Raw genomic sequence first — 24,291 nt, 5'->3', positions numbered from 1 at the left:
ACTCATAGCCCCATCTCCTGTGCCAACTCCCGCATTGCCGCGTCAACCCCGGGGCCATTGTGGCCACGGATCACCACATTGGCCCCGTAGGCGCCGTTGTGCTGAAACGGATAGCACCCGATCGACAAATCCCCGTGCCGCGCGGCCAGATCCGACAGGAAAGCCGCGATATCGCCTTCGCCGCGCATCACCCGCAGGCTTTGTGACAGCAAGGGCTCGCCGCCGGTCAGCCCCGGCAGAACGCTAGCCACCATGGCCTGAAAAACCGTTGGTACCCCAGCCATTACATGCACATTGCCTAAGCTGAATCCCGGCGCCGAAGACACCGGATTGTCGATCAAGGTCGCGCCGTCGGGGATTCGCGCCATGCGCAGGCGCGCCGCGTTTAGCTCTTGCCCCGAATTGGCATAATGCGCCGCCAGAATGGCCCGGGCATCGTCGCGCACATCAAGATGGGCGCCAAAGGCCTCTGCGATGCAATCTGCGGTGATATCATCATGGGTGGGGCCAATGCCGCCACTGGTAAAGACATGGTCAAACCTTTTGCTCAGCGCTTGCACGGCGGCAATAATAACCGGTGCATCATCGCTGATCACCCGCACTTCCTTCAGGTCGATGCCATGTTTGGTCAGCTCACCTGCCAGAAAATGCGTATTGGTGTCCTGGGTCCGTCCTGACAGGATTTCATCACCGATGACCAACATTGCGGCACTTGGGTTGGGCATCTTCTCTCTCCTATGATGACACTCTGCGCGATCTTTGCTGCAAGATAGCCACTCCTGCATCAAGGGCAAGCGGGCATCCCGTCTCAGGCCTGCTCTGACGCGCGGTTTCTGGCCAAGATTGGTGCAAACACTTTCCTCACCATGGCTTTCTCAGACCTGCTGACGATTTCGCCCCCTGCGTGCTCCCTTTTGTACCATTCCAAGCCTCTATGGGCACGCCCTGCAGCAACATCTTGCTTGCAGGTCAGCCAATCCCACACTGCGATCGTTGTGCCAGCCCATGGGGTGTTCTACTCAGAGGCTATGAAACTTCTCGCACTCTCTGGCAGTGGCCGCGCCACATCCACCAACACCGCTTTGCTCAAATCTGTGTCTGAAATCGCAGGTTCTGATCATCGCGTAACGGTTTTCGCAGGCGTCGCTGATTTGCCGGTCTTCTCTCCTGACGCAGAACAGGATCCCTTGCCGCTGCCGGTTCGGAGTTTCATTGACCTGATCCGGGAAAATGATGCGCTGATCATCGCAAGTCCCGAATACATAAGGGCAATTCCCGGCGGCTTGAAAAACGCGATTGATTGGCTGGTGTCCCGAGACGAGATTATTGGCAAGCCTATAGCCTTACTGCACGCCTCACACCGAGGGGATGACATGCTTGCTCAGTTGCGGCTGGTTTTGGCCACAGTCAGCGATGGGTTCACCCCAGAAGCCTTCGCCAGGTTTGACCTAATGAAACTGTCACCAGAGCAAATTCATCAGACCATGTTGGAGCCGCAGAACCGATCAAAGGTCGTTGATTTTCTTGCACAGCTTACCCGCCAGGTCGCGCAGATCCGGGCCTAGAACTGTCCATTTGGCAAAATGGCCAGTCACACCCCAACGACAGGTGCCGCCACAGTTATCTCATGCGGGCTGATCTGAGTGCTGTAAACAAGCCGCTCAACGCCACAGATTTGCGCATGATCAAAGGCCCGCGCATAGGCCGGGTCGATATCATCGGCGAGCTGAAAGCGGTCGCAATCTGTGCGTTGCACAAGATAGAGCATCACCGCCCGGTGCCCTTGCTCTACCATACGGGCCAGTTCTTCCAGGTGTTTTGTGCCCCGTTTGGTCACACTATCAGGAAACTCCGCCACGCCTGGTTGCCGCATCAGCGTGACGCTCTTGACCTCGACATAACAGGCCGGGAAACCGGGCTGTGTCAGAAGAAAATCAATGCGGCTGTTTTCACCGTATTTCACTTCGGGTTGTACGGTCTTGTAGTCAGCCAGCTCGGTGATTTTCTGAGCCTCAAGGGCGGAACGCAAAACCCGGTTGGGAACCGCAGTATCAATGCCTGAGAAATGTCCGTTCTCATGCTCAACCAATCGCCAGCCGTATTTCAGCTTTTTCCGGGGGTCATTGTTGGGCTCCAACCAGATCCGCATGCCCGGCTCTGCCAGCCCGGTCATCGAACCGGGGTTGGGGCAGTGGGCGGTGATTTCCTGGCCATCTGGCAGCAGACAATCGGCCAAAAATCGCTTGTAGCGCCGGATCAAGGTGGCCGGGATGAGAGGCGTAGAAAACTCCATTCTATCTTCCTATCCCAGCCGCAAAGGGTGTCAAAGCAACATTCTCGATCAATCAGGACAATTTGCATCCGAACCGACAGACAGGGGTGCGCGGCCGTTTTAGACGGCGTACTATACTGCGGACGCGGGGCGCTGATCTACCGCAGATGCAATTCTGCGCAATAGATCGCCCTGGGCCAAGGCTGCCAGCAGCCTGACCAGTACCAACCCCCAGCCCCGGTTTTACAACGGCGGCTCTGGTTCTTTTAACCAAATCCCCTTACATAGTCCCCAAGAGACACGCCTACGGAGCCCAGCTTGATGAGATCGAAAGACGGCCGCACCACCAAAGACGGCATTCGCATTTACCAGGAAGCCGATTTTTCCGGCATGCATGTGGCCGGGAAGTTGGCCGCGCAGATTCTGGATGACATCGCACAGCATGTTTTTCCAGGGCAGACCACCGGAGAGATTGACCGGCTCATCACCAATATGGTCGAGGAGGCCGGGGCGAAATCTGCCACCATCGGCTACAAGGGCTATCAGCACGCCAGCTGCATTTCAGTAAACCACGTGGTCTGCCACGGCATCCCCAGTGACAAAAAGCTGAAAGATGGCGACATCCTCAATATCGACGTGACCGTCATCGTGGATGGCTGGTTTGGCGATACCTCGCGAATGTTTGTTGCGGGTAAACTGTCGCGCAAGGCCGAACGCCTGATTCAGGTGACCCATGACAGCCTGATGAAAGGGATCGAGGTGGTGAAGCCCGGCAATACCTTTGGCGACATCGGTCATGCCATCCAATCCTATGCTGAAAGCCAGCGGATGAGCGTGGTGCGCGATTTCTGCGGCCATGGCTTGGGGCTGGTGTTTCATGCGCCGCCCAATGTGCTGCACTATGGCCGCCCCGGAACCGGCCCAAAGCTGGAAGAGGGCATGTTCTTTACCATCGAGCCGATGATCAATCTGGGCCGCCCCGAGACCAAGATCCTCGCCGATGAATGGACCGCTGTCACCCGCGACAAATCCCTGTCGGCGCAGTTTGAACATTCCATTGGCGTCACCGCAGACGGGTTTGACATTTTCACCCTCTCCCCCGGCGGCAAGTTCCACCCGACCTACGGCTAGGACCTCAGCCCCGGCGCCCTGATATCAAAAGCCCCGACCCTCGGTTGGGGCTTTTCATTTGGGGAAAGGAGTTTGCTCAAAGCCCGATCAAGGCCGGGACATCAGACATATGGGAAAAGACCTCAGCACCCGCCGTCGCCAGATCCGCGCCACCGCCCTCGGGCGCAAAGCCAAGACACCGCATACCAGCCCGCGCCGCCGCCGTGGCCCCGGTGGCGCTGTCTTCGACCACCAAGCAGTCGCGCGCCTGTTTGCCAAAATGGCTGGCAGCCGCCAAAAAAAGCCCCGGATCCGGTTTTGCCACGCCCAGGGAATGGGCTGAAAACATCGCACTGGGGTGAAACCGCTGCCACAGCCCGTTCTGCCCCAGGGTGATGCGCATCTTGTCTTCGCTGCCATTGGACGCCACACAGCAGGGGATTTGATGCTGATCCAGGACCGCCAAAAGCGCCGTAACACCCGGCGTCAGATCCACGCCGGCCTTGAGCGCCGCATAGGTTTCCCCATAGATTTCATCAACCCAGCCCTCATGCAGGTCCGCCCCTAGCGCGATGGCTTTCTGCATCACCCCAGTCATGGTGCCACCGACAAACAGCTGCATCGAGCGTTCAAGGCTCAGCGACAGCCCATGCCTGGACAAATTGTCGACCAGCGCCTGATTTGACACCCGTTCACTATCGACCAGTACCCCGTCGCAATCAAAAATAACCAGCTGTGGCGTTGGAAAGGTCGTAGGCATGTCATGAATTCCTGAGGCAAAGCCCCGGTATTCTGCCCCGCGCTAAACCCTGATGCAAACCCTGTACCGGCACAAAACCGCCCGATCTACCCCGCGCCTGTTTCAGACTGACACACCCCGCAACAACAGGGTAATATAGCTGTCGCCATATTTGCGCGCGTCTCGCAGCTCATAGCCTTCGGGAGGGGACATCGCCGCGTTTTCCTCCCAGATGATCAGCGCATCCTCCGCTATCCAGCCGCCAGCCTCGGCGGCCTTCAGGGCCTTTTCCCCCAGGCCTTTGCCATAGGGGGGATCGAGAAACACCACATCAAAGGACGCCTGCGGGTTCTCCCCCAGCTTCAGCGCATCGCGCCGGATCAGGCTGGCGCGATCGCCGGCGCGACAGATGTCGATGTTTTTGGCGATCAGCCCCTGCGATACCCGGCCGTCATCGACAAATGTCACGCTCTCGGCGCCGCGCGACAGGGCCTCGAGCCCCAACGCACCGGTGCCGGCAAAAAGATCCAGCACCCGCATGCCGTCAAAATCAACCTGATGCGCCAGCACGTTGAACAGGCTCTCGCGCACCCGGTCAGTGGTGGGACGCAGATGGGCCCCCGCATCGCCCTTGCCCAGCGCCGCCAAGGCGCGACCGCGAAAGTCCCCGGCGATGATCCTCATGCTTTCAGCAGGGGTTTCAGATCCGCCGCAGCGTCTGCCACCGCCGCCTTATCTGCCGTCTTGCCCATGTCGATCAGCCGTTTGCCGACCATATAGGCACGCGGATCATTCATTGCGTCCACCGCAACCAATTGATCGCCCTTGTAGTACCAGAACGAGGTGGTCCGGCCGTCACCGGCGCGGGTGACAACATTGTCAAACCCGGTGTTCAACCCGGCGATCTGTAGTTTGACATCATACTGATCCGACCAGAACCAGGGCGTTGCCACATAGTCCTTGCCCGCGCCCATCATGTTCTGCGCCACGACCTCCGCCTGATCAATGGCGTTTGGCACGCTTTCCAGCCGGATACGGCCCCCTTTATACGGGAAGGAGGCACAATCCCCCGCGGACCAGATCGACGGGTCAGATGTGCGCCCCTGCGCATCGGTCTTGATGCCATTCTCCACCTCCACCCCGGCCAGCGCCGCCAGTTGGGTGCTGGGGGTGATACCAACGCCAACAACGACAAAATCAACCTCAACAGTGGAGCCGTCGCCCAGGACGGCGTGGGTCACCTGGCCCGCCTCGCCTTCCAGATGGTCCAGCCCGGTGCCTTCCAGGATGGTAACACCGTGATCCCGGTGCAGAGCGCGGAAATAGTCAGAGGTCTCGGGCGCGGCGACCCGCTGCAGGATGCGATCGCCCATCTCCACCAGGGTGACATCAACCCCGCGTTTGGCGCAGACCGCTGCGGCCTCCAGCCCAATGTAACCACCGCCAACGATCAAGGCGCGCTTGCCTGCACCCACATAGGGCGCCATTGCATCAACATCGCCCAGGCTGCGCACCACAAAAACCCCGCCAAGATCACCGCCGATAGCGGCAGGCAACTGCCGTGGATCCGATCCGGTGGTCAGGGCCAGCTGGTCATAAGCAATCACCTCATCGCCCAGGCTCAGGGTCTTGGCCCCAGCATCAATCGCCGTCACCACAGTGCCGAGACGTAGGGTAATGTTGTTGTCAGCGTAAAAACTCTCAGGCCGCAGAAACAGCCGCTCCAGATCCATCTCTCCCAGCAGATAGGCCTTAGACAGCGGCGGGCGCTGATATGGCAGGGTCTTTTCGGCCCCAATCAAGGTGATTTCGCCTTCAAACCCATCCTTGCGCAGCTTCGCCACCAAGGACGATCCTGCCTGTCCTGCTCCGATCACAATGATGTGACTCATTTCACCTCTTGCCTCCCACGCTGGTTCTGGTCTCCTGTTGTGGTGACCCTATAGGGGCGAAGAACCTAAACGCAATCACCACAACAGAGGAAACGCGCAATGATTTCTGCTGGAGAGAAACTGCCCGATGCAACGCTCACCCAAATGGGCGCTGAAGGCCCCGAACAGGTGCAGATGGCCGATAAGGTAAAGGGGCGCAAAGTCGCAATTTTTGCGGTGCCCGGCGCCTTTACCCCAACCTGTCATTCCGCCCATGTGCCCAGTTTTATCCGCACCAAGGATCAGTTTGCTGCCAAAGGCGTCGACGAGATCATCTGCATCTCGGCCAATGATCCCTTTGTGATGCAGGCCTGGGGCGAAGCAACCGGCGCCACGGCTGCCGGAATTTCCATGCTGGCCGATGCCGAAAGCGCCTTTACCGATGCAATCGGCATGCGCTTTGACGCGCCGCCCGCCGGGCTGATTGGCCGCTCGCTGCGCTATGCAATGCTGGTTGAGGATGGCGTCGTGACCCAGCTCAACATGGAAGAAAATCCCGGTCAGTGCGAACTCTCTGCTGGCGAAGGCCTGCTGGCCTCGATTGGCTGATGCAAAACGGCTGCCCGAGCCTATCGCTTGGGCAGCCGCATTTTTGATCTCAGACCAGAGTTTCCGGCCAAAATTTAATGCCAAAATTTCAGACCAGGCTATCGAATTTCCGCGCCAGCTTGGCATCCAGTGCCGAGACCCCCTCCACGTCATGGGTGGTGAGCACGACCGTTACCTGATTGTAGATATTGCTCCATTCTGGATGGTGGTCCCATTTTTCAGCCCAGATCGCGGCACGGGTCATCCAGCCAAAGGCGTCGACAAAACTGTCAAACGTGAAGGTCTTGGTCAGGGCATCGCGCCCCTCGACCATCTGCCATCCGGTTGCAAACAGCGGATCCAGTAGCGGCCCGCGCGTGGCCTCTGATAGTTTCTCGGTCATTCCTGTTCCTCCACTTCTGCTTTGCGAAACGGCCCATAGCTGGTCAGCACCTCGACCTCTTCTGCCACCGCTGCCCGCTCGGCTTCCAGATACCGGCCAACGGCCTCGGCAAACCCTGCATCGCCGATCCAATGCAGGCTGTGTGTCTCCACTGGCAGGTAGCCACGCGCCAGTTTGTGTTCGCCCTGCGCGCCAGCCTCAACCCGTAACAGCTGATTGGCAATGGCAAAATCAATGGCCTGATAGTAGCATAATTCAAAGTGTAAACAGGGGTGATGTTCCAGGCAGCCCCAGTAGCGCCCATATAGGGTCTCACGCCCGATGAAATTCAACGCCCCCGCAACCGGATAACCATCGCGTTCCGCCAAAATAAGATGCAGATCATCCGCCATGGTTTCGTGAATGATCGAAAAGAACTCCCGCGTCAGATAGGGTGTGCCCCATTTGCGCGATCCGGTATCCTGATAAAAGGCCCAGAAGGCATCCCAGTGCTCCGGGCGGAGCTGTTCCCCGGTATAGCTGTGGATTGTGCCACCAAAGCTCTGAGCCTGGGCGCGTTCCTTGCGGATATTTTTACGCTTGCGCGACGACAGCTCCGCCAGAAAGCCGTCAAAATCCGCATAACCATCGTTGAGCCAGTGAAACTGTTGGCTGACCCGTGGCATCAGCCCCATCTCAGTGCCGATCTGCGCCTCTTCAGAGGTGCAAAAGGTCACATGCAGGGATGAGACCTGGTTGTCGCCCGCCAGCTGCACCGCCCCCTGCACCAGGGCCGACTGGCCAATGCCCTCATAGCCGGGCCGCACCAGCAACCGCCGCCCCGTGGCCGGGGTAAAGGGCACTGCGATCTGCAGCTTGGGATAATAGCGCCCGCCGGCCTGCTCATAGGCATGGCCCCAGTTGTGATCAAAGATATATTCGCCCTGGCTGTGCGATTTGGCATAGAGCGGCGCGCAGGCGATCAAGGCCCCGTCGAGAGAGGCAGTCAGATATTGCGGCTGCCATCCCGTGCCCGGCCCTACCGACCCGCTTTGCTCTAACGCGCTGAGAAACCGGTAGGTGGTAAAGGGATCCAAAGGACGCCCGCCATCAGAGGCTTCCGGGCAGGCACAGGCATCCCAATCCGCTGCCGCAATCTGCGACAGGCTGCCAAGCACGCGAATTTCAACTGGTTTGTGATCCATAAACTCTCCCTGCTCCTGACACTATTTGAGCAGCGTATCGCGTTGATCAAGCCGGCAGCGGCGAAAGATATTGTTCAAAAGTAACATTATCCACCCATTTGCGCGCCTCGTCCTCGGCTGCACGGCTTTTCACCGTCCAGCATAGAACCGGCACCCCAGCAGCGCGCAAACCCTGCACCCGCTGACGCGACAGATCCCCCACCTCGTGGCTGATAAAGCTGGACTGGCTGCTGTCAAAATCAGGGATGTCGCGCAGCCGCTCACAGATGGCTTTGGGAACCGGGGTCCAGTCCGTCGGGTCATACGCGCTGGTCACCAAACCCCGCGCAATATGGGGCGCGTATTGCGCCAATGCAGCGGTCGAATGTGGATTGAACGACATCAGGGCGACTGTTCCCTCATAGCCCTGCAGGACCTTGGCTGTGGCTGCTTCCAGATCGCCCACATTGGGGCCCAGATTGCCATCCTGGTCCTTAATCTCAATCAGTAGCGGCACCTGACCGGCCACCAGATCCAGCACCTCGGCCAGGGTCGGTATACACTCGCCGTCGCCACCTTTTAGCGGGATCTGTTCCAGCTCTGCCCGGCTGCGGGCCGCGACCAAACCTGTGGCCTCGGTCAGGCGGTCCAGGTCGTCGTCATGAAACACCATGGGACAGCCATCGCTGGAGCGCTGCAAATCAATTTCGATCGCATAGCCCGCCGCAATTGCCGCGCGGATGGCCGCGCGGCTGTTTTCAGGCCGTCCATCCGTCACATCATGCAGCGCCCGATGGGCAACCGGCAGCGACAGCAGGTCAGCAGGGAGTTTTGGGATCATTTGATCTGGAACACCGCGTCGATTTCAACCGCCACCCCCAGTGGCAACGACGGCGAGCTAACGGCCGAGCGCGCGTGGCGGCCAGCGTCACCCAGTGCAGCAACCAGGAAATCTGACGCGCCATTTACCACCTGTGGCTGCTGGGTGAAATCCGCAGTGGAATTGACAAATGCGCCCAGCTTCACCACCCGCACCAGGCGTTCAAGATCGCCACCGCAGGCGGCTTTCAGCTGCGCCAGCAGGGAGATGGCACAGCGCTTGGCGGCGGCCTGACCGGCCTCCACATCCAGATCCGCGCCCAGGGTGCCGGTGATCAAGCCGTTTTCATCCGCAGAGATCTGCCCGGAGACATAGACCATGTCACCCGCAACGACAAAAGGCACATAGTTGGCCGCCGGGGCCGGGGCCTCTGGCAGGGTGATGCCCAGGTCTTTTAGGTTTGCTTCGATGCTCATGGTCACGCTCCTTCAACGCCGATGTTTCGCGGCGACGCTAGCGCTGATGACCCGCGCCGGAAAGAGCAAAAACGACAACAGCCACCAGCACCGGGGCATCAGTCTTCGCGAAAGGCTTTGACAAAATAGTCGGCCAGGGGTTTCACCAGATAGGTCAGCGGCGAACGATCCTGAGTGCGGATGTAGCTTTCCACCGGCATGCCGGGAATAAGCACCGTACCTTTGGGCAGGCGCTGCGCCTCCTCTGCGTTCAGTTCTATTTCAGCCCGGTAAAAAGAGGCCCTGGTGTTCTGGTCCTCAAATGCATCCGCCGAGACCTGCATGACCTTACCATAGAGATCCGGGGTATTGCGCTGATCCAGAGACGAAAATTTCAGCGTCACATCCTGCCCGACATAGATCTGTTCGATATCCGTGGGCGACACCTGCGCCACGATCACCAGCGGGCGGTCCTGCGGCACCAGATACAGCACCGGGTCTGCCGCCCGGATTACCGAACGGGGGGTGTGAACCTGCATGTCATAGACAATTCCCGAAACCGGTGCGGTGATATCCAGCCGGTCCAGGCGCTCCAGCAGGGTGCGGCGGTTTTCGCCCAGCTCCAATTCCTGAAACCGCAGATCGCGCAGCTGGGTGATCGCCTCTTCCCGCCGGGTCGAGCCCAGTTTCAGGATCACGATCTCAGTCTCGGTAATCCGCCCCAAGGCCTGGGCCTCGGTGGCGATCAGCTCTCCCAAACGGCCACTCAGATCGGCCTCGGTGCGGCGTAGGTTGAGCACAGTCCCCGCCTGCGCCAGCCCCCGGTCCAGCAGAATTGTCTGGTTCTTCAGCTCCTCGGCGATCAACTCCAGCTGCAACTCCATCGAGGCCTGCTGTGCCTTGATCCCGGTGATCTGATCCCGCGTCTGCGAACTGCGTTTGTTCAGCTGTTCAATTTCACGGGCAATGGATTCTTCGCGGGCCACAAACAAACGGCGCTGCCCCTCGATCAAATCCTGCACCGCCGGACGGGTCTCGGTCAGGGCCAACAGCTCTGCATCAAAGGTAACCTCTTTGGCGCTGTCACGTTCCGCTTCCAGCCGCCCACGCCGCGCCATCATCTCAAACAACTGGCCCTCGGTGATGGCCAGTTGCGAGCGCAACTCCTTGGCGTCGAGACGTAGCAACATCTGGCCGAGAGCGACGCTGTCGCCCTCATCCACCAGGATCTCGGCGACGATCCCGCCATCCAGATGCTGCACAACCTGCCGGTTGCGATCCACCTCGATACGGCCAGAGGCAACAATCGCCTCGGCAATAGACGACATCACCGCCCAGGTCCCAAAACCGCCCAACAGGATAAGCAGGCTCAGGCTCCCGATCAGCAGGGGCTTGCGGGCGGACCATTCGCTGTTCTGGCTCATTGCACACCTCCCGTGCCAGCCGTCTTGCGGATGGACTGATGATTGGCCACCATTTCCTGTAACACCTTATCCTTGGGCCCAAAGGCGGTTTGCACGCCGTTGTCGATCACCAGGAGCATCTCACATTCCTGTATAGCTGCCGGGCGGTGCGCCATGATGAGCACCGACTGACCCGCAGCCTTGAGTGCCTTGATCGCCTGATTCAGAGCCACCGAGCCTTCGTTATCAAGGTTCGAGTTGGGCTCATCCAGGATCACAATCACCGGCATGTCATAAAGCGCTCGGGCCAGGGCCACGCGCTGCATCTGTCCACCTGACAGGCGCCCGCCCCCCGCAGATACGCGGGTGTCGTAGCCATCCGGCAGGTTGACGATCATCTCATGGGCTGCTGCTTTCTTGGCTGCGGCCACGACTTTTTCGGCATCCGGCTCCTCAGCCAGGCGCGCGATATTCTGCGCAATGGTGCCGTCAAACAACTGCACACGCTGCGGCAGATAGCCAAAATGCCGCCCCAAAACATCCGGGTCGTATTGGTCCAGTGCCGCGCCATCCAGGCGCACGGTGCCGGCAGCTGGTTTCCAGGCCCCCGTCAGTGCCTTGGCCAGCGTCGATTTGCCCGACCCCGAGGGGCCAATGACCCCAATCGCCTGGCCCGGCTCGACCCGGAAACTGACGTTGCGCAGCTGTGCCCGGCTCTCCCCCGGTGGCACCACCGCCAGCGCCTGAACCTCCAGACGCGCTTCGGGCTGTGGCAGTGCCATGCGCTCGACCTCAGGCGGAACCTTGGTCAGCAGCTCCGCCAGGGAATGCCAGCCTTTGATGGCGCGCTGCACCAGAGCCCATTGCCCCAGCCCCAGCTCGATTGGTGCCAGGGCGCGCCCCATCAATATCGACCCCGCAATCATCGCCCCCGGCGAAACCTCCCCCTGCAGCGCCAGATAGGCCCCCAAGCCCAGCATTGCGGATTGTAGAAACAGTCGCAGTGTCTTGGTCAGAGTGGTGAAGCCGCCGCCGGTATCATTGGCGCTCAGCGTGTCTTTCAGGGCCGCTTTGCGAATTTTCTGCCAGCGCTGAAACGCGGCGCCGCGCATGCCCATGGATTGGATCATCTCTGCCTCGCCGCGAATTTCCTCAGAAGAGAGATTGGCGCGATGGGAGGAAACCGCCGCCTTTTGCAACGGCGCACGGCTGAACACCTGATTGAGCAACGCCACCGCAACCAAAACCGCACCGCCCCCCAGGGCCAGCAATCCCAGCCAGGGGTGGAACAGGGCAATCCCAGCGAGAAAGAAAGGCGTCGAGGGTAAATCAAACGCAGCGCCCAAAACCGGTGAAGACATCAGTCTCTGAATTGCCTCCAGATCTGCAGTCCCGGTCTGGGCAACCGGGTCCTGGGCCACTGCGGAACGGCGGACCATGGCGTCAAACACCCGTTTGTCCAGTTGCGCCTGAAACCGGGCGCCAATCCGTGCCAGCACCCGACCACGCACGTAGTCCAGAAGCCCCATCATGCCATAAAGAAACAGGACCAGCAGCGACAGGGCCACCAGGGTCGCCTCCGACCCACTGCCAAGCACGCGATCATAGACCTGCATCATATAGAGCGGCCCCGTCAGCATCAGCAGATTTACAAAGATACTAAAAATACCAACGGCCCAGTACAGGCCACGGCTTTGGCGGCGGCAGGCCGTAAGCTCATCGTAACCAGGCTTAAATGTTTTATTTGTCATATTGACCACGCTCTACCTGTTCAAACCGCCCGCGACATATTAGACCCTTCGCCACCTACAAATCTGGGGAAACCTGTTCCGAATCTGCCACAAACGTGCAAACAAATTGCTGTCGAAAGTGGGAATCTGCCGGATTGTCTTTAAATAGGCCGCGCGTGTTTCTCAAATAGCGAATTAACTGGATCACATACCGAATGCGACTTTTCACCAAACCTCGTTTTGTTTTTGCTGCGCTTGCTATGGTTCTGTCACTGGCAGGCTGCGCCACACAAAGCCCTGAGGCCAGGGCTGCTGGCGAGGTTTTTGACCCCTATGAAAACACCAACCGGTCTGTGCACAGCTTTAACCTGGCGGTAGATCGCTACGCCTTTCGGCCCGCCTCCAAGGGCTATGTGACCATCGTCCCCGAGCCTATGGTGACCAGCTTTTCTTCCTTCGCTCGGAACCTGTCGATGCCGGGGCAAGCCGTCAATGCCCTGCTGCAAGGCAACCCCAAGCTGGCCGGGCAGGCTTTGGCCCGGTTCGCCATGAACACAACAATTGGCTTCCTGGGCCTTGCGGATCCTTCCACCGAATTCAACCTTCCCCAGGTAGATACCGATTTTGGCAAAACACTGGCTGTCTGGGGTGTCGGGGAAGGCGCCTATGTTGAACTGCCGCTTTATGGCCCCTCCACCGCGCGGGATGCCACGGGTATTTTGGTCGATTTCTTCACCAACCCCATTGGCTACGCTCGGAACAATCCCGCCGATAACATCAGCATTTACGCAGAGATAGTGCGTCGCATGGGCGATCGTGGCAGATATTCAGATACCGTGGATTCGATTCTCTATGAAAGTGCCGACAGCTATGCCCAGGCCCGCCTGCTGTATCTGCAGAACCGGCGCTTCGAGCTGGGTGAAACGGCCGAGATCAGTGAAATTGATCCCTTTGAACTAGATACTGAAGGATTTTAAATGATGCATCGCCGCAGCTTTCTGACCGGTCTCACTGCCAGCGCGGCGCTTGTGCCTGCGGCCCCCCTTTGGGCTTTGAACGAAGCTGGCGCCAGCAGTTTGATCAACAGCCTCGTCACCGACATCAATAAGGTCATCGCGTCGGGCAAGGCGGAAAATGCCATGTTCCGCGAGTTTGAACGGATCTTCAAACGCTACAGCGACACCTCCTATATTGCGGCCTATGCGCTTGGCGTTGATGCCCGCCGGGCCTCTGCTGCCCAAAAACGGAATTTCTCCAAGACCTTCCAGGGCTATATCTCCCGCAAATACGGCAAACGCTTCCGCGAATTCATCGGTGGCAGCCTGGAAGTGAAAAGCGTCAAGCGGGTCAAGAAGTGGTACGAAGTCAGCACCACCGCCTTTCTGCAGGGGCAAGCCCCTTTTGAGGTCACCTTTCTGGTTTCTGACCGCTCCGGCAAGGATCTCTTCTTTAATATGTATATCGAAGGGGTGAACCTGCTGCTGACCGAGCGTACCGAGATTGGTGCGATCCTGGACAGCAACAAAGGCGATATCGACGCAATGATTGCCGAGTTGAAGCGCCAAAGCTAAGGCCAGTCGCGCAAGATCTGATCATCACAGACAAAAGGCTCCCAACCGGGAGCCTTTTCTTTTTTGCTACGCAGCAGACAAGTCGGCTAACAGGCGGGCTAGTTGCGGCCAAAGATATCGCGCAAAAGCCCATCCACCGCCCGGCCGATCTCGCGGCCCGGCTGGATCCGGTCGCGCCGCCGTTGCGGAGCCGGCTGCACAGGAGGCGCAATGGGGTCAGGCGCCAACATCGGCAGGGGTTCTGGTGTCAGCCCCTCATGCACCCGTACCATGGCTTCGTGCCAGATCTCCGCTGGCAGACCACCGCCGGTGACACCGCTCAAGGGCGTGTTGTCATCGTAGCCCATCCAGACACCAGCCACATAATCTGCGGTAAAGCCGATGAACCAGGCATCACGCGCAGCCTGGGTGGTGCCGGATTTCCCGGCCGCCTGCCAACCGGGGATCTGCGCCCGACGTCCGGTGCCCTCAGCGATGACCTTCTCCATCATCCAAACCAGCTGCTGCGCTGCCTTGGTACGGATCACCCGCTCGCCCATGCCACCACTGCGCCCCATCAAGGGTTCTGTATCGGTGGCCAGGCGCAGCTCGCTGACGCCGTAGGGCGTCACCGAAGAGCCGCCATTGAGGATCCCGGCATAGGCGCCCGTCATTTCCAGAAGCGTGCTTTCCGAGGCCCCCAGCGCCAGCGCCGGCCCTTCGGCCATTTCGTTATCAATGCCAAAATCGCTGGCAACCCGACGCACAAGATCCCGGCCCACGGCTTCGGAAAGCTTCACGGCGGGAATATTCAGCGAATCCCTTAGGGCACGGGCCAGCGTCACCTCACCATAGTATTTACGAGTATAGTTCTTGGGACACCATTCGCCAGATCCGGGCAGGTCCAGGCAATATTCCGTATCCAACAGGATATCGAGCGGCGAATAGCCCAGCTCCAGCGCGGTTGCATAGACAAAGGGTTTGAACGCCGAGCCGGTTTGCCGCTTTGCCTGGGTGGCGCGGTTGAACACGCCAGAAACCCGGGTCTTGCGTCCGCCAACCATGGCACGCACCGCGCCATCCGCGCTCATCACCACAATTGCCGCCTGCGCCTTGGACCCCTTGCGGACCTTGTTTTCAAACACATAGGTCATCGCTTCTTCGGCGGCGGTTTGCAGCCGTTGGTCCATAGTGGTGCGGATCACCACGTCTTCCGACGTTTGGGCGCCAAAATAGCTGGGCACACTGTCCATGATCCAGTCTGCGAAATAGCCACCTGCCCGCGCCTCTGCCGCCTGGCTGAGCCGCGCCGGATGATCCTGCCCCGCTTTGGCATCGGCCTGGCTAATGTAGCCCTGCTCCTGCATCAGGCGCAGCACGGTCGCTGCACGATCCTGCGACCGCTTGAGATTATTGGTCGGCGCCAGCGAGGACGGCGCGGTCAGCAATCCCGCCAGCATCGCCCCTTCCGCGGCGCTCAGCTGGTTAGCAGATTTGCCAAAATAGCGCTGCGCCGCAGCCTCCGCCCCGTAGGCGCCACCGCCCATGTAGGCGCGGTTCATATAGATCGAAAGGATCTCGTCCTTGCTATATTTGACCTCCATGGCCAGCGCATAGATAGCCTCAGTGCCCTTGCGCCACAGCGACCCCTGGCGACAGTCTTTCTCATAGTCGGCCTCATTCTCCCATTCTGTGGGATCATAGACCCGCCCGAGGCAGAGCAACTTGGCCGTCTGTTGGGTAATGGTGGAGCCCCCATGCCCCGACAGCGGACCGCGCCCTTCGCTCAGATTGATCCGCACCGCTGAGGCCACACCACGGGGCGAAATCCCAAAGTGGCGGTAGAACCGTTTGTCTTCGGTCGCGACGATCGCGTTTTTCAGATAGGGTGAGACCGTCTGCGCGGTCACCACACCACCAAACTGATCTCCCCGCCAGGCAAAGACGTCGCCCTCATGGTCCAGCAGGGTGACAGAGCCGTGCGCGCGGCCATCCAATAGGGTTGAGACCTCTGGCAGGTTCAGCACCTGATAGCCCACTGCCATGCCCACCAGGGTGAGAACGATAAACCCAACCCGCCAGGAAAAGCTCCAGATCAGCCGCAATAGCCAGCGCACCGGCATCAACAAAGTCCCAATCACACCACGTGGCTTACGGGGGCGCGTCGGCTTTTGCCGCGCCGAGGCTGGTCGCTGGGGGTTAGACCGGGACTGAGGTCGAGGTTTCGCTTTAGGCTTGGGCCGCGGTTTTGCCTTTGGCCTGCCAAACAGCAGCCCCCAAAGCCCTCCACGTCGTTTGGCAGGCCGTTTGCCCCCTGCCTTTGCATAGCGTTTTTCCGCCACCAGTGGCTTTCGCCCTGAACCCTGCGCCATCTTCACAATCCTGCCCGGTTTGCCCGTTTTTACCACTCTACCCTCTCTGCCCTGCTTTGTAGAGAGGCGGTTTAAGGGGAAAATAGCTTCTCTTGCCGCCTAATTTTCGAGCAGATTTACAATTTTGCGCTCCTTTTTTAACCGACGCCTCCGTGCTGCACCTGCAAAACCACTGCTCCGGTTCCCCCGACTCGGCGGCTTGGTTTTTCTGCAATTGCAAATACGCGGGTGCAACAGCCAGATCCCTTGGTGACAGGCACCTTTCCAAGACGAGGATGTCGAAATGAAAATGATCATCGCAGCCATCAAACCCTTCAAACTGGAGGACGTCCGCGAAGCACTGACAGGTATCGGCGTTTCCGGGTTGATGGTTTCCGAAGTCAAAGGCTTTGGCGCCCAGGCTGGCCATACCGAAATCTACCGCGGCGCCGAGTACGAAGTGAACTTTGTCCCCAAGCTGAAGCTGGAAATCGTGGTCTCTGCCGGCCTCGCGGAGCAAGTGGTTGAAACCATCGCCAATACCGCCCGCACCGGCAAGATCGGTGATGGCAAGATCTTTGTAATCGACGTGGAGCATGCCCTGCGGGTGCGCACCGGCGAAACCAATCAAGACGCGCTTTAAGCGCCGCATTTGGAGGAAAACTGATGCGTAAATTCTCTCTCTCTTTGTCAGCCCTGGCGCTGACCACCCTGCCGGGCCTGGCCCTGGCGGATGAGGCCGCTGCCGCTGCCCCCGCTGATATCACCCCCTATATCTTTACCACGCTGCTGTTCCTGATTGGTGGCTTTATGGTGTTCTGGATGGCTGCTGGTTTTGCCATGCTCGAAGCCGGTCTGGTACGCTCCAAGAACGTCACCATGCAGCTAACCAAGAACATCGCGCTGTTCTCGATTGCCGCCATTATGTACTGGCTGGTTGGCTTTAACCTGATGTACCCCGGCGACGCCTGGTCGATTGGCGGCATCCTTGGTGCCTTCTCGCCCACCGCGTTGGAAGCTGTTGGTCTGGACGCAGCGGATGCCTCCCTGGACTATGCCTCGGTTGGCTCTGATTTCTTCTTCCAGCTGATGTTCTGCGCCACCACGGCCTCGATTGTTTCGGGCACCCTGGCGGAGCGTATCAAACTCTGGCCCTTCCTGATCTTTGTGGCTGTGCTGACCGGTATCATCTACCCCATCGGCGCATCCTGGCAGTGGGGCGGCGGCTTCCTCTCGGAAATGGGTTTCTCTGACTTTGCCGGCTCGACCGTGGTGCACGCAGCAGGTGGCTTTGCAGCCCTGGCAGGCGCTCTGATCCTCGGCCCACGTATCGGTAAATACAAAGGCGACAAAACCATCCCGATGCCTGGTTCCAACCTGGCGCTGGCAACCTTGGGTACCTTTATCCTGTGGCTCGGCTGGTTTGGTTTCAACGGTGGCTCGCAGCTGGCGATGGGCACCGTGGGCGATATCACTGACATCTCCCGCATCTTTGCCAACACCAATATGGCTGCTGCGTCTGGTGCCGTCACCGCCCTGATCCTGACCCAGGTCATGTTCAAAAAGCCCGACCTCACCATGACCCTGAACGGCGCCTTGGCTGGTCTGGTCTCCATCACTGCCGGCCCGCTTGACCCAACCCTGTTTGGCGCTCTGTGGATTGGTGCTGTTGGCGGTGTGATCGTGGTCTTTGTTGTACCGATGCTGGACAAGCTGAAAATCGATGACGTTGTTGGCGCAATCCCGGTTCACCTGGTTGCCGGTCTCTGGGGTACCTTTGCGGTTCCCTTCTACACCGCCGACACTTCCTTCGTGACCCAGATCACCGGCTTTGTTGCCATCGGTGCCTTCACCTTCATCGTCTCCGGCATTGTCTGGCTGATCCTGAAGTCCACCATGGGCATCCGCGTCAGCGAAGAAGACGAGATCAACGGGCTCGACATGGCAGAGCTGGGTATGGAAGCCTACCCTGAATTCAAAGCAGGCTAACGCCCAAAGACCTATGAGCAGAACACAGAAAACGCGGCCCCCTGGGGTCGCGTTTTTTTTCGTTTGGCCCCTCCACGGGCGCTTTTCGGGCGGGGCCTGCTTTGCAAACACAAAAACGCGCCCCAGGGGGCGCGCTTTGTACTTTCAAAACCTGGCTGACTGGACTTCAGACGCCAGCGTCAATGATCGCTTTGGCCAGGACAGGAATAGTGGCCGTGTTCAGACCCGCGATGTTCATGCGGCTGTCGCTGACCATGTAGATACCGTTATCGAGACGCATTTTCTCAACCAGTTCCGGAGAGGTTCCCAGCAGCGAGAACATGCCCCGGTGCTGCGCCAGAAAGCCAAAGCGGTCAGAGCCGGACAGGCGCTGCAGCTCATTCGCCAGATCCGTACGCAGTCCCAGCATGCCCAGACGCACCTCTTCCAACTCTGCCATCCAATCCGCGCGCAGCGCATCATCGTTCAGGATCATGGTCACCAGACGGGCGCCATGGTCCGGCGGGAAGGAATAGTTCTGCCGGTTGAGAAAGGCCAGGGTGCCCTGATTGACCACCTGCAGCCCCTTGTTCTGCGCCACCGCCATCAACAGGCCAGTGCGTTCGCGGTAGATGCCAAAGTTCTTGGAACAGCTGGCGGCAATCAGCACCTCTGGGCAGCCAGCAGCCACCAGACGCACACCCAGCGCGTCTTCTTCCAGACCGTCGCCAAAGCCCTGATAGGCAATGTCGATCATCGGGATCAGGCCGCGCTCATTCATCAGTGCGATGACGTCTTGCCACTGTGTCTCGTTGAGATTGGCGCCGGTTGGGTTGTGACAGCAGCCGTGCAGCAGCACCACATCGCCCTTGGCGGCCAGTTTCAGATCCTCGATCATGCCGTCAAAGTTCACGCCACGGGTTTCGCGGTCAAAATAGCGGTAGGTGACAGTTTCAATGCCAACATACTGCAGAATAGACACATGGTTCGGCCAGGTCGGATCGGAAACATGCACCTTGGCCGATGGATTGGCCATTTTGATCATCTCAAAGGCCTGACGCACCGCGCCAGTGCCGCCGGGAGTGGCGGCTGCGGCGATGTTTTCCCGCGCCACGGCATCGCCGAGGATCAGTTTGATCATCGCATCGCCATAGGCTGGGTCCCCTGCCAAGCCAACGTAGGATTTGCTGGTCTGCTCTTCCCAGAGCTTATGCTCGGCAGCCTTGATGGCACGCATCACCGGCGTCAGGCCTTCGGCGTTTTTGTACACGCCGACGCCCAGGTCGATTTTGTTGTCGCGCGGATCTTCGCGGAACATTTGCATCAGAGCCAGGATTTTGTCAGCTGGCTGTGGCTTCAGAGTTTCGAACATCAGGTCTCTCCGGTTGCAACGGGAAGGGTCGGGAAGGCACCCCATTCCGACCAGGATCCGTCATATAGCGCATGATCGGTCTTGCCGATCCGCTCCAGGCCCAGGCTCAGCACCGCAGCGGTGACGCCCGACCCACAGGTGGTAATGGCGGGTTTGTTCAGATCGACGCCAGCGGCCTCAAAGACCGAACGCAGCTCTTCTGGCTCCTTGAGGGTGCCGTCAGCCTGGAGAAGATCTGTGTAGGGCGTGTTCTTTGAGCCCGGAATATGGCCACTCCGCAGACCTTCACGGGGTTCAGGCACCTCGCCGCGAAAACGGGCAGCAGCGCGGGCGTCGATGATCTCATGGTCGCCCAGTTTGGCGGCGGAAGACACCTGTGTCACATCGCGTACCAAATGGTTCTGCACCCGCACGGTCATATGGCGATCACGAATCACCGGTGGCAGATCTTCAGTCTCGCGCCCCTCGGCCAGCCATTTGGGCAGGCCGCCGTCCAGTACTGCGATATTGCTCTGCCCCATCAGGCGGAACAACCACCAGACCCGGGCGGCTGATTTCAGACCGGCGCCGTCGTAGACAACAACTTGGTGGCCGTCCCCCACGCCCATGCTGCGCAGGCGGGACATAAATTTCTCAACCGGGGGCACCATATGCGGCAGTTCTGAACGATGGTCAGAAATGTCATCAATATCAAAGAACCGTGCGTTGGGGATGTGCCCGGCGTCATATTCCGCCTTTGCATCACGCTCTTCCTGCGGCAGGTACCAAGATCCGTCCAGCACCCGCAGGTCCGGATCTTTCAGGTGAGCGGCCAGCCACTCGGTGGATACAAGAGTTTTTGGATCGTCGCGCATCAAAGCCTCCCTGAAGATGTGTCAATGCCTACTATTGGCATGACACAGGTGCAAGGGAAGGCTGCAATTATGCGCAAGGCAGCTCAAAGTTGTCAGCAGGTTGCCAGCATCAAGGGGCTCGCGCCTCGCCTCGCTGGCAAGCCAGGCGTTTCAAGGTCGTATTAGGGTAAGTGTCGCAGCTAACCCGGCAGTCGCGCCTCAGGCCGGATCAGCCGTGATCTTTCATCAGGCGGCTCTTTTGACGTGACCAGTCACGCTTGGCCTCGGCTTCGCGCTTGTCATGGGCCTTTTTACCCTTGGCGATGCCGATCTTCAGCTTGGCGCGGCCCTTGTGATTGAAATACATCACGATAGGCACCAGCGTCATCCCCTTGCGCTGGGTCGCGTTCCACATATCCGACAGCTGCTTGCGCGAGACCAGCAGCTTGCGGCGGCGACGTTCCACATGTTTGAACATCTTGGCCTGCGAATAGGGCGGAATGTAAGAATTCACCAGCCAGAGCTCGCCATCCTCCACCGCCGCATAGCTTTCGGCGATATTTGTGCCGCCTTCGCGCAGGGCCTTCACTTCGGAGCCTTCAAGCACAACACCGCATTCCACGTCATCCTCGATGGCGTAGTCAAACCGCGCACGGCGGTTTTCGGCGATCACTTTGTAATTCGGGTCTGATTTCGTCTGAGCCATGACTGGCAGATGTAAGCGCCCGGGCGGGCAGGCGCAAGATGCCTCTATCGCCTAGAGCTGCGGATCAGGGTGAAGAAACCACTCGCGACGATCACTGCGCTGCCCAACAAGGTCCAGCTGTCTGGACGCTCGCCAAAGACCAGAATGCCCAGCGCCATGGCAAAGACAAGCCGGGTATAGCGAAACGGCGCCACAACCGAGATTTCCCCATGGCGCATCGCGCCGGTCAGGGCATTATAGGCAATGACGCCGATGCCAGTGGTGAGCCCCAAATACAGCCAGGCCCGACCACTGGGCCAGACGGCGCCGCCGCTCCAGGCCAGCGCCATGATCCCGGCAATGACCAGCATGGCAAAGCCAAATAGTCCCAGTTGCAGGTTGGTCATGGATTTGGGGGCCGCGCGGGTGGCAAGGTCGCGCCCGGCAAAACCTAATGTGCCGATCACCGCAAAGAGCGAATAGATCTCAAACCCGCTGGCGCCCGGGCGCAGAATCATCAGCACTCCCACAAAGCCAAGCGTAATGGCCAACCAGCGCCGCCAGCCAACCTTTTCGCCAAAAAACACCACCGCGCCCCCTGCCACCACCAGCGGGGTGGCCTGCAAAATCGCCGAAGCCGAGGACAGCGGCGTCAAGGCGATAGCCAGGGTAAAACAGAGCCGCCCGGTGACCTCTGCAAGCGATCGCACCACCAAAGGGCGCGTGCAAAACCCCGGATGCCACAGGCGCTGCCCCTGCGCACGCGCCACCGCAGCAAAAATCGCCATACCGCCAAGACCAAAGAGCACAAGGATCTGCCCAACCGGCAGTTCCTGCGCGACTTTTTTGATGAACATGTCTTCCAAAGCAAAGGCTGCCATAGCCAGAACCATCAGAAAACTGCCGCGCAGAGTCTCCATGCTCTTTTCCCTTCCAGCCATATACTTGCCCCCTAGCAGACCACTGTCAGGCCTGGTCTGCATTTCCAACGTGACGGGGATAGTAATGCATGTTCAAAAACACCGCCCCCTCCGCGCCGCCACGATATCCATGGGGCTGATCCGCCCTGAACCGAACCCCCTCTGCGACGCCAAGCGGCTGCCAGACATCGTCTCGCAACACCTCCATCGTGCCCGCCAGCACAAAAACCTCTTCTATCACCCCATTCTCATGCGGCTGCGAGACATGGGACTGGCCTGGTGTCAGACTGATTTGAAAGGTTTCGCCGCCAAGCACGGGGTCAAAGGGAAAAATGATTTTCACCGCAATGCTGCCCGGAAACTGCACGGTTTTATAGGCCACAGCTGGATCAGGTCGCCCCGCATCGGGTGTGCCAATCAGCGCCGACAGCGGCAGGTGAAACCCCTTGGCGATTTTCCACAGGGTGACAATTGTCGGGCTGGATTCGCCCCGCTCAATCTGCCCCAGCATGGCCTTGCTCACCCCCGTCAGATCGGCGGCCTTGGACAGGCTGATCCCGGCTGTATTGCGGAGGTTTCGCAGATTCGCGCCGATAATATCCTCTGTCATGATCTGTGCTCCAAAGAGCCTAAAGCAGGCGATTCAAAAAAAGGGGCTTGTGCGTTATAACGCACAAGAGCAACATGAGCGTTATAACGCACGCCACCCTAGCCCAGCCCCGCGAGAAGGAAAACCCAAATGCTCTCTCACTTAAAACTCTCGCATCTGGCGGCCGGAGCCATTGCGGTTCTGGTTGGCTATACCAGTTCGGTGGCCATCATTTTCCAGGCGATCGAAGCCGTGGGCGCGACCCAGGCACAGGCAAACAGCTGGCTGGTAGCCTTGGGGCTTGGCATGGGCCTGACCTCTTTGATGTTGTCCCTCTGGTTTCGCATGCCGGTGCTGACAGCCTGGTCGACACCCGGCGCCGCACTGCTGGCTGTGGGGCTGAAAGACGTGCCGCTTGACCAGGCTGTCGGCGCATTTTTGTTCTGCGGTCTGCTGCTCACCTTAACCGGGCTGACCGGCTGGTTTGAGCGCCTGGCGCGACTGATCCCCGACAGTCTGGCCAATGCTCTGTTGGCTGGGATCTTGTTCAATTTTGGCCTCTCCGCCTTTACCGCCCTCAATGAGGACACCGCGTTGCTGGCCATAATGGGCGTGACCTTTCTGGCCGGACGGCTCTGGTTTGCCCGCTACACCATTTTGGCCGTTCTGCTGGTCGGCGGAATTTGGGCAGGCGCCGCAGGCAGCTTTGGCGATTTCACCCAATTAAACACAAGCCTGACCCTGCCCGAAGCCGTCAGCCCCGCCTTTTCTCTGCCAGTATTGATCGGCGTTGGCCTGCCGCTGTATATTGTGACCATGTGCTCGCAAAACATGCCCGGCACCGTCACCCTGCGCGCCGCAGGCTACACACCGCCGGTCTCTGCCACCCTGACCGTGACCGGTATTGCCACCCTAATCCTGGCTCCCTTTGGTGGCTTTGCCTTCAACTTTGCCGCCATCACCGCCGCAATCTGTGCCGGGCCAGAAGCCGATGATGACCCCAAAACCCGCTATCTCGCCAGCGCTGCCGCCGGAGTGCTGTACTGCTTGGTTGGCCTGGGCGGCGCCACCGTCATCAGCCTGTTTCTCATCGCTCCGCCAGCGCTGGTTGCTGGTGTTGCCGGGCTGGCCCTGCTGGCAACCATCGGCAACAGCCTGTCACAGGCCTTGCACCAAGAGACCGGGCGTGAAGCGGCGCTGATCACCTTTATGACTGCCGTGTCCGGCGTCAGTTTTTTTGGCATCGGCGCCGCCTTCTGGGCTTTGGTCTTTGGATTGCTGGTGAATCACCTCTTTACACGCAGCACGCCCAAGCCCAGCGCCGCAGCCAAAGCCCCCTGAGAACAGCGCCTTCCACCCCATGGAGCCCGTAAAACCCACCTCAAAGACGGGCTCTTGAGATCAAAAGAACCAAAACCTGCCTGCGGATATTGCGTTTGTTGCGCAAATGATGTGTCTGAGGGCAAAGA

At 59.3% G+C, this 24,291-nt stretch carries 25 protein-coding genes; 8 read left to right on the top strand and 17 right to left on the bottom strand.

What is annotated here, in order from left to right; all coding sequences use genetic code 11:
- Nucleotides 1-2: 2 nt before the first annotated feature.
- Complete coding sequence (locus JZI28_RS01295) at nucleotides 3-725, bottom strand: molybdopterin-binding protein (RefSeq protein WP_295454255.1); 723 nt, start codon at nucleotides 723-725, stop codon at nucleotides 3-5.
- Nucleotides 726-1,028: 303 nt separating this feature from the next.
- Here JZI28_RS01295 and JZI28_RS01290 point away from each other — a divergent pair, with 303 nt between their 5' ends.
- A complete protein-coding gene (locus JZI28_RS01290; RefSeq protein WP_375698981.1) occupies nucleotides 1,029-1,565 on the top strand; it encodes an NADPH-dependent FMN reductase in 537 nt (178 codons plus the stop codon).
- Between the two features lie 26 nt (nucleotides 1,566-1,591).
- Here the strand turns inward: JZI28_RS01290 and sfsA are convergent, their stop codons facing one another.
- Complete coding sequence (gene sfsA, locus JZI28_RS01285; protein WP_375698980.1) at nucleotides 1,592-2,293, bottom strand: DNA/RNA nuclease SfsA; 702 nt, start codon at nucleotides 2,291-2,293, stop codon at nucleotides 1,592-1,594.
- A 300-nt stretch (nucleotides 2,294-2,593) separates the two neighbouring features.
- Between sfsA and map the strand changes: the two genes are divergently transcribed.
- The gene (map, locus tag JZI28_RS01280) at nucleotides 2,594-3,403 is read left to right on the top strand and encodes a type I methionyl aminopeptidase (RefSeq protein ID WP_295454250.1); all 810 of its coding nucleotides are present in this window, start codon (nucleotides 2,594-2,596) and stop codon (nucleotides 3,401-3,403) included.
- Between the two features lie 76 nt (nucleotides 3,404-3,479).
- On the opposite strand, the gene JZI28_RS01275 is transcribed toward map, so the two are convergent.
- The 3 genes from JZI28_RS01275 to JZI28_RS01265 form a co-directional block, all read right to left on the bottom strand.
- On the bottom strand, nucleotides 3,480-4,142 hold the full coding sequence (locus tag JZI28_RS01275; RefSeq protein ID WP_375698979.1) for an HAD family hydrolase: 663 nt from the start codon (nucleotides 4,140-4,142) through the stop codon (nucleotides 3,480-3,482).
- A 102-nt stretch (nucleotides 4,143-4,244) separates the two neighbouring features.
- A complete protein-coding gene (gene rsmD / locus JZI28_RS01270) occupies nucleotides 4,245-4,805 on the bottom strand; it encodes a 16S rRNA (guanine(966)-N(2))-methyltransferase RsmD (RefSeq protein ID WP_375698978.1) in 561 nt (186 codons plus the stop codon).
- On the bottom strand, nucleotides 4,802-6,013 hold the full coding sequence (locus tag JZI28_RS01265; protein WP_375698977.1) for an NAD(P)/FAD-dependent oxidoreductase: 1,212 nt from the start codon (nucleotides 6,011-6,013) through the stop codon (nucleotides 4,802-4,804). The genes rsmD and JZI28_RS01265 overlap by 4 nt, the downstream gene beginning before the upstream one ends.
- 99 nt (nucleotides 6,014-6,112) lie before the next feature.
- Here JZI28_RS01265 and JZI28_RS01260 point away from each other — a divergent pair, with 99 nt between their 5' ends.
- Nucleotides 6,113-6,601: a peroxiredoxin gene (locus JZI28_RS01260; RefSeq protein WP_295454238.1), complete on the top strand. Its 489-nt coding sequence runs from the start codon at nucleotides 6,113-6,115 to the stop codon at nucleotides 6,599-6,601.
- 88 nt (nucleotides 6,602-6,689) lie between these two features.
- Here the strand turns inward: JZI28_RS01260 and JZI28_RS01255 are convergent, their stop codons facing one another.
- The 6 genes from JZI28_RS01255 to JZI28_RS01230 all read right to left on the bottom strand — a co-directional run bounded on the left by JZI28_RS01255 (nucleotide 6,690) and on the right by JZI28_RS01230 (nucleotide 12,575).
- Nucleotides 6,690-6,983, bottom strand: coding sequence for a 4a-hydroxytetrahydrobiopterin dehydratase (locus tag JZI28_RS01255; protein WP_295454235.1), 294 nt, complete (start codon nucleotides 6,981-6,983; stop codon nucleotides 6,690-6,692).
- Complete coding sequence (locus tag JZI28_RS01250) at nucleotides 6,980-8,167, bottom strand: GNAT family N-acetyltransferase (RefSeq protein WP_375698976.1); 1,188 nt, start codon at nucleotides 8,165-8,167, stop codon at nucleotides 6,980-6,982. Before JZI28_RS01250 ends, JZI28_RS01255 begins: the two co-directional genes overlap by 4 nt.
- Nucleotides 8,168-8,213: 46 nt before the next feature.
- A complete protein-coding gene (locus JZI28_RS01245; protein WP_375698975.1) occupies nucleotides 8,214-8,987 on the bottom strand; it encodes a glycerophosphodiester phosphodiesterase family protein in 774 nt (257 codons plus the stop codon).
- Nucleotides 8,984-9,442: a RidA family protein gene (locus JZI28_RS01240; protein WP_375698974.1), complete on the bottom strand. Its 459-nt coding sequence runs from the start codon at nucleotides 9,440-9,442 to the stop codon at nucleotides 8,984-8,986. Before JZI28_RS01240 ends, JZI28_RS01245 begins: the two co-directional genes overlap by 4 nt.
- Nucleotides 9,443-9,540: 98 nt before the next feature.
- Entirely contained in the window at nucleotides 9,541-10,845 is a 1,305-nt protein-coding gene (locus JZI28_RS01235; RefSeq protein WP_375698973.1) for an HlyD family type I secretion periplasmic adaptor subunit, read from the bottom strand.
- Entirely contained in the window at nucleotides 10,842-12,575 is a 1,734-nt protein-coding gene (locus JZI28_RS01230; protein WP_375698972.1) for a type I secretion system permease/ATPase, read from the bottom strand. Before JZI28_RS01230 ends, JZI28_RS01235 begins: the two co-directional genes overlap by 4 nt.
- Nucleotides 12,576-12,769: 194 nt before the next feature.
- Here JZI28_RS01230 and JZI28_RS01225 point away from each other — a divergent pair, with 194 nt between their 5' ends.
- Together JZI28_RS01225 and JZI28_RS01220 are read left to right on the top strand one after the other, a co-directional pair.
- On the top strand, nucleotides 12,770-13,531 hold the full coding sequence (locus tag JZI28_RS01225; RefSeq protein ID WP_375698971.1) for a VacJ family lipoprotein: 762 nt from the start codon (nucleotides 12,770-12,772) through the stop codon (nucleotides 13,529-13,531).
- A gap of 3 nt (nucleotides 13,532-13,534) precedes the next feature.
- On the top strand, nucleotides 13,535-14,125 hold the full coding sequence (locus JZI28_RS01220; protein WP_348153781.1) for a phospholipid-binding protein MlaC: 591 nt from the start codon (nucleotides 13,535-13,537) through the stop codon (nucleotides 14,123-14,125).
- A gap of 98 nt (nucleotides 14,126-14,223) precedes the next feature.
- Here the strand turns inward: JZI28_RS01220 and JZI28_RS01215 are convergent, their stop codons facing one another.
- Entirely contained in the window at nucleotides 14,224-16,476 is a 2,253-nt protein-coding gene (locus JZI28_RS01215) for a transglycosylase domain-containing protein (RefSeq protein ID WP_375698970.1), read from the bottom strand.
- A gap of 283 nt (nucleotides 16,477-16,759) precedes the next feature.
- Between JZI28_RS01215 and JZI28_RS01210 the strand changes: the two genes are divergently transcribed.
- Nucleotides 16,760-17,098, top strand: a complete 339-nt coding sequence (locus tag JZI28_RS01210) for a P-II family nitrogen regulator (protein ID WP_295454216.1) — start codon at nucleotides 16,760-16,762, stop codon at nucleotides 17,096-17,098.
- Nucleotides 17,099-17,121: 23 nt separating this feature from the next.
- The gene (locus tag JZI28_RS01205) at nucleotides 17,122-18,444 is read left to right on the top strand and encodes an ammonium transporter (protein WP_295454214.1); all 1,323 of its coding nucleotides are present in this window, start codon (nucleotides 17,122-17,124) and stop codon (nucleotides 18,442-18,444) included.
- Between the two features lie 166 nt (nucleotides 18,445-18,610).
- On the opposite strand, the gene JZI28_RS01200 is transcribed toward JZI28_RS01205, so the two are convergent.
- From JZI28_RS01200 to JZI28_RS01180, 5 genes are all read right to left on the bottom strand, one after another.
- Nucleotides 18,611-19,795, bottom strand: a complete 1,185-nt coding sequence (locus JZI28_RS01200) for an aromatic amino acid transaminase (protein ID WP_375698969.1) — start codon at nucleotides 19,793-19,795, stop codon at nucleotides 18,611-18,613.
- Nucleotides 19,795-20,649: a 3-mercaptopyruvate sulfurtransferase gene (gene sseA, locus JZI28_RS01195; protein ID WP_375698968.1), complete on the bottom strand. Its 855-nt coding sequence runs from the start codon at nucleotides 20,647-20,649 to the stop codon at nucleotides 19,795-19,797. The genes JZI28_RS01200 and sseA overlap by 1 nt, the downstream gene beginning before the upstream one ends.
- 208 nt (nucleotides 20,650-20,857) lie before the next feature.
- A complete protein-coding gene (gene smpB, locus JZI28_RS01190; RefSeq protein WP_295454206.1) occupies nucleotides 20,858-21,334 on the bottom strand; it encodes an SsrA-binding protein SmpB in 477 nt (158 codons plus the stop codon).
- 44 nt (nucleotides 21,335-21,378) lie between these two features.
- Nucleotides 21,379-22,233, bottom strand: a complete 855-nt coding sequence (locus JZI28_RS01185) for a DMT family transporter (RefSeq protein WP_375698967.1) — start codon at nucleotides 22,231-22,233, stop codon at nucleotides 21,379-21,381.
- Nucleotides 22,234-22,279: 46 nt separating this feature from the next.
- Nucleotides 22,280-22,843 carry a helix-turn-helix domain-containing protein gene (locus tag JZI28_RS01180; RefSeq protein WP_375698966.1) on the bottom strand — a complete coding sequence of 188 codons (564 nt, stop codon included), beginning with the start codon at nucleotides 22,841-22,843 and terminating at the stop codon, nucleotides 22,280-22,282.
- Nucleotides 22,844-22,972: 129 nt separating this feature from the next.
- Between JZI28_RS01180 and JZI28_RS01175 the strand changes: the two genes are divergently transcribed.
- A complete protein-coding gene (locus tag JZI28_RS01175; protein ID WP_375698965.1) occupies nucleotides 22,973-24,163 on the top strand; it encodes a benzoate/H(+) symporter BenE family transporter in 1,191 nt (396 codons plus the stop codon).
- Nucleotides 24,164-24,291 lie beyond the last annotated feature (128 nt).

Origin of the sequence: Pseudophaeobacter sp. TrK17, assembly GCF_042192375.1 — a bacterium.
In the GTDB taxonomy this organism is placed as follows: Bacteria; Pseudomonadota; Alphaproteobacteria; order Rhodobacterales; family Rhodobacteraceae; genus Pseudophaeobacter.
This window is presented reverse-complemented; position numbering and strand designations above follow the sequence as displayed.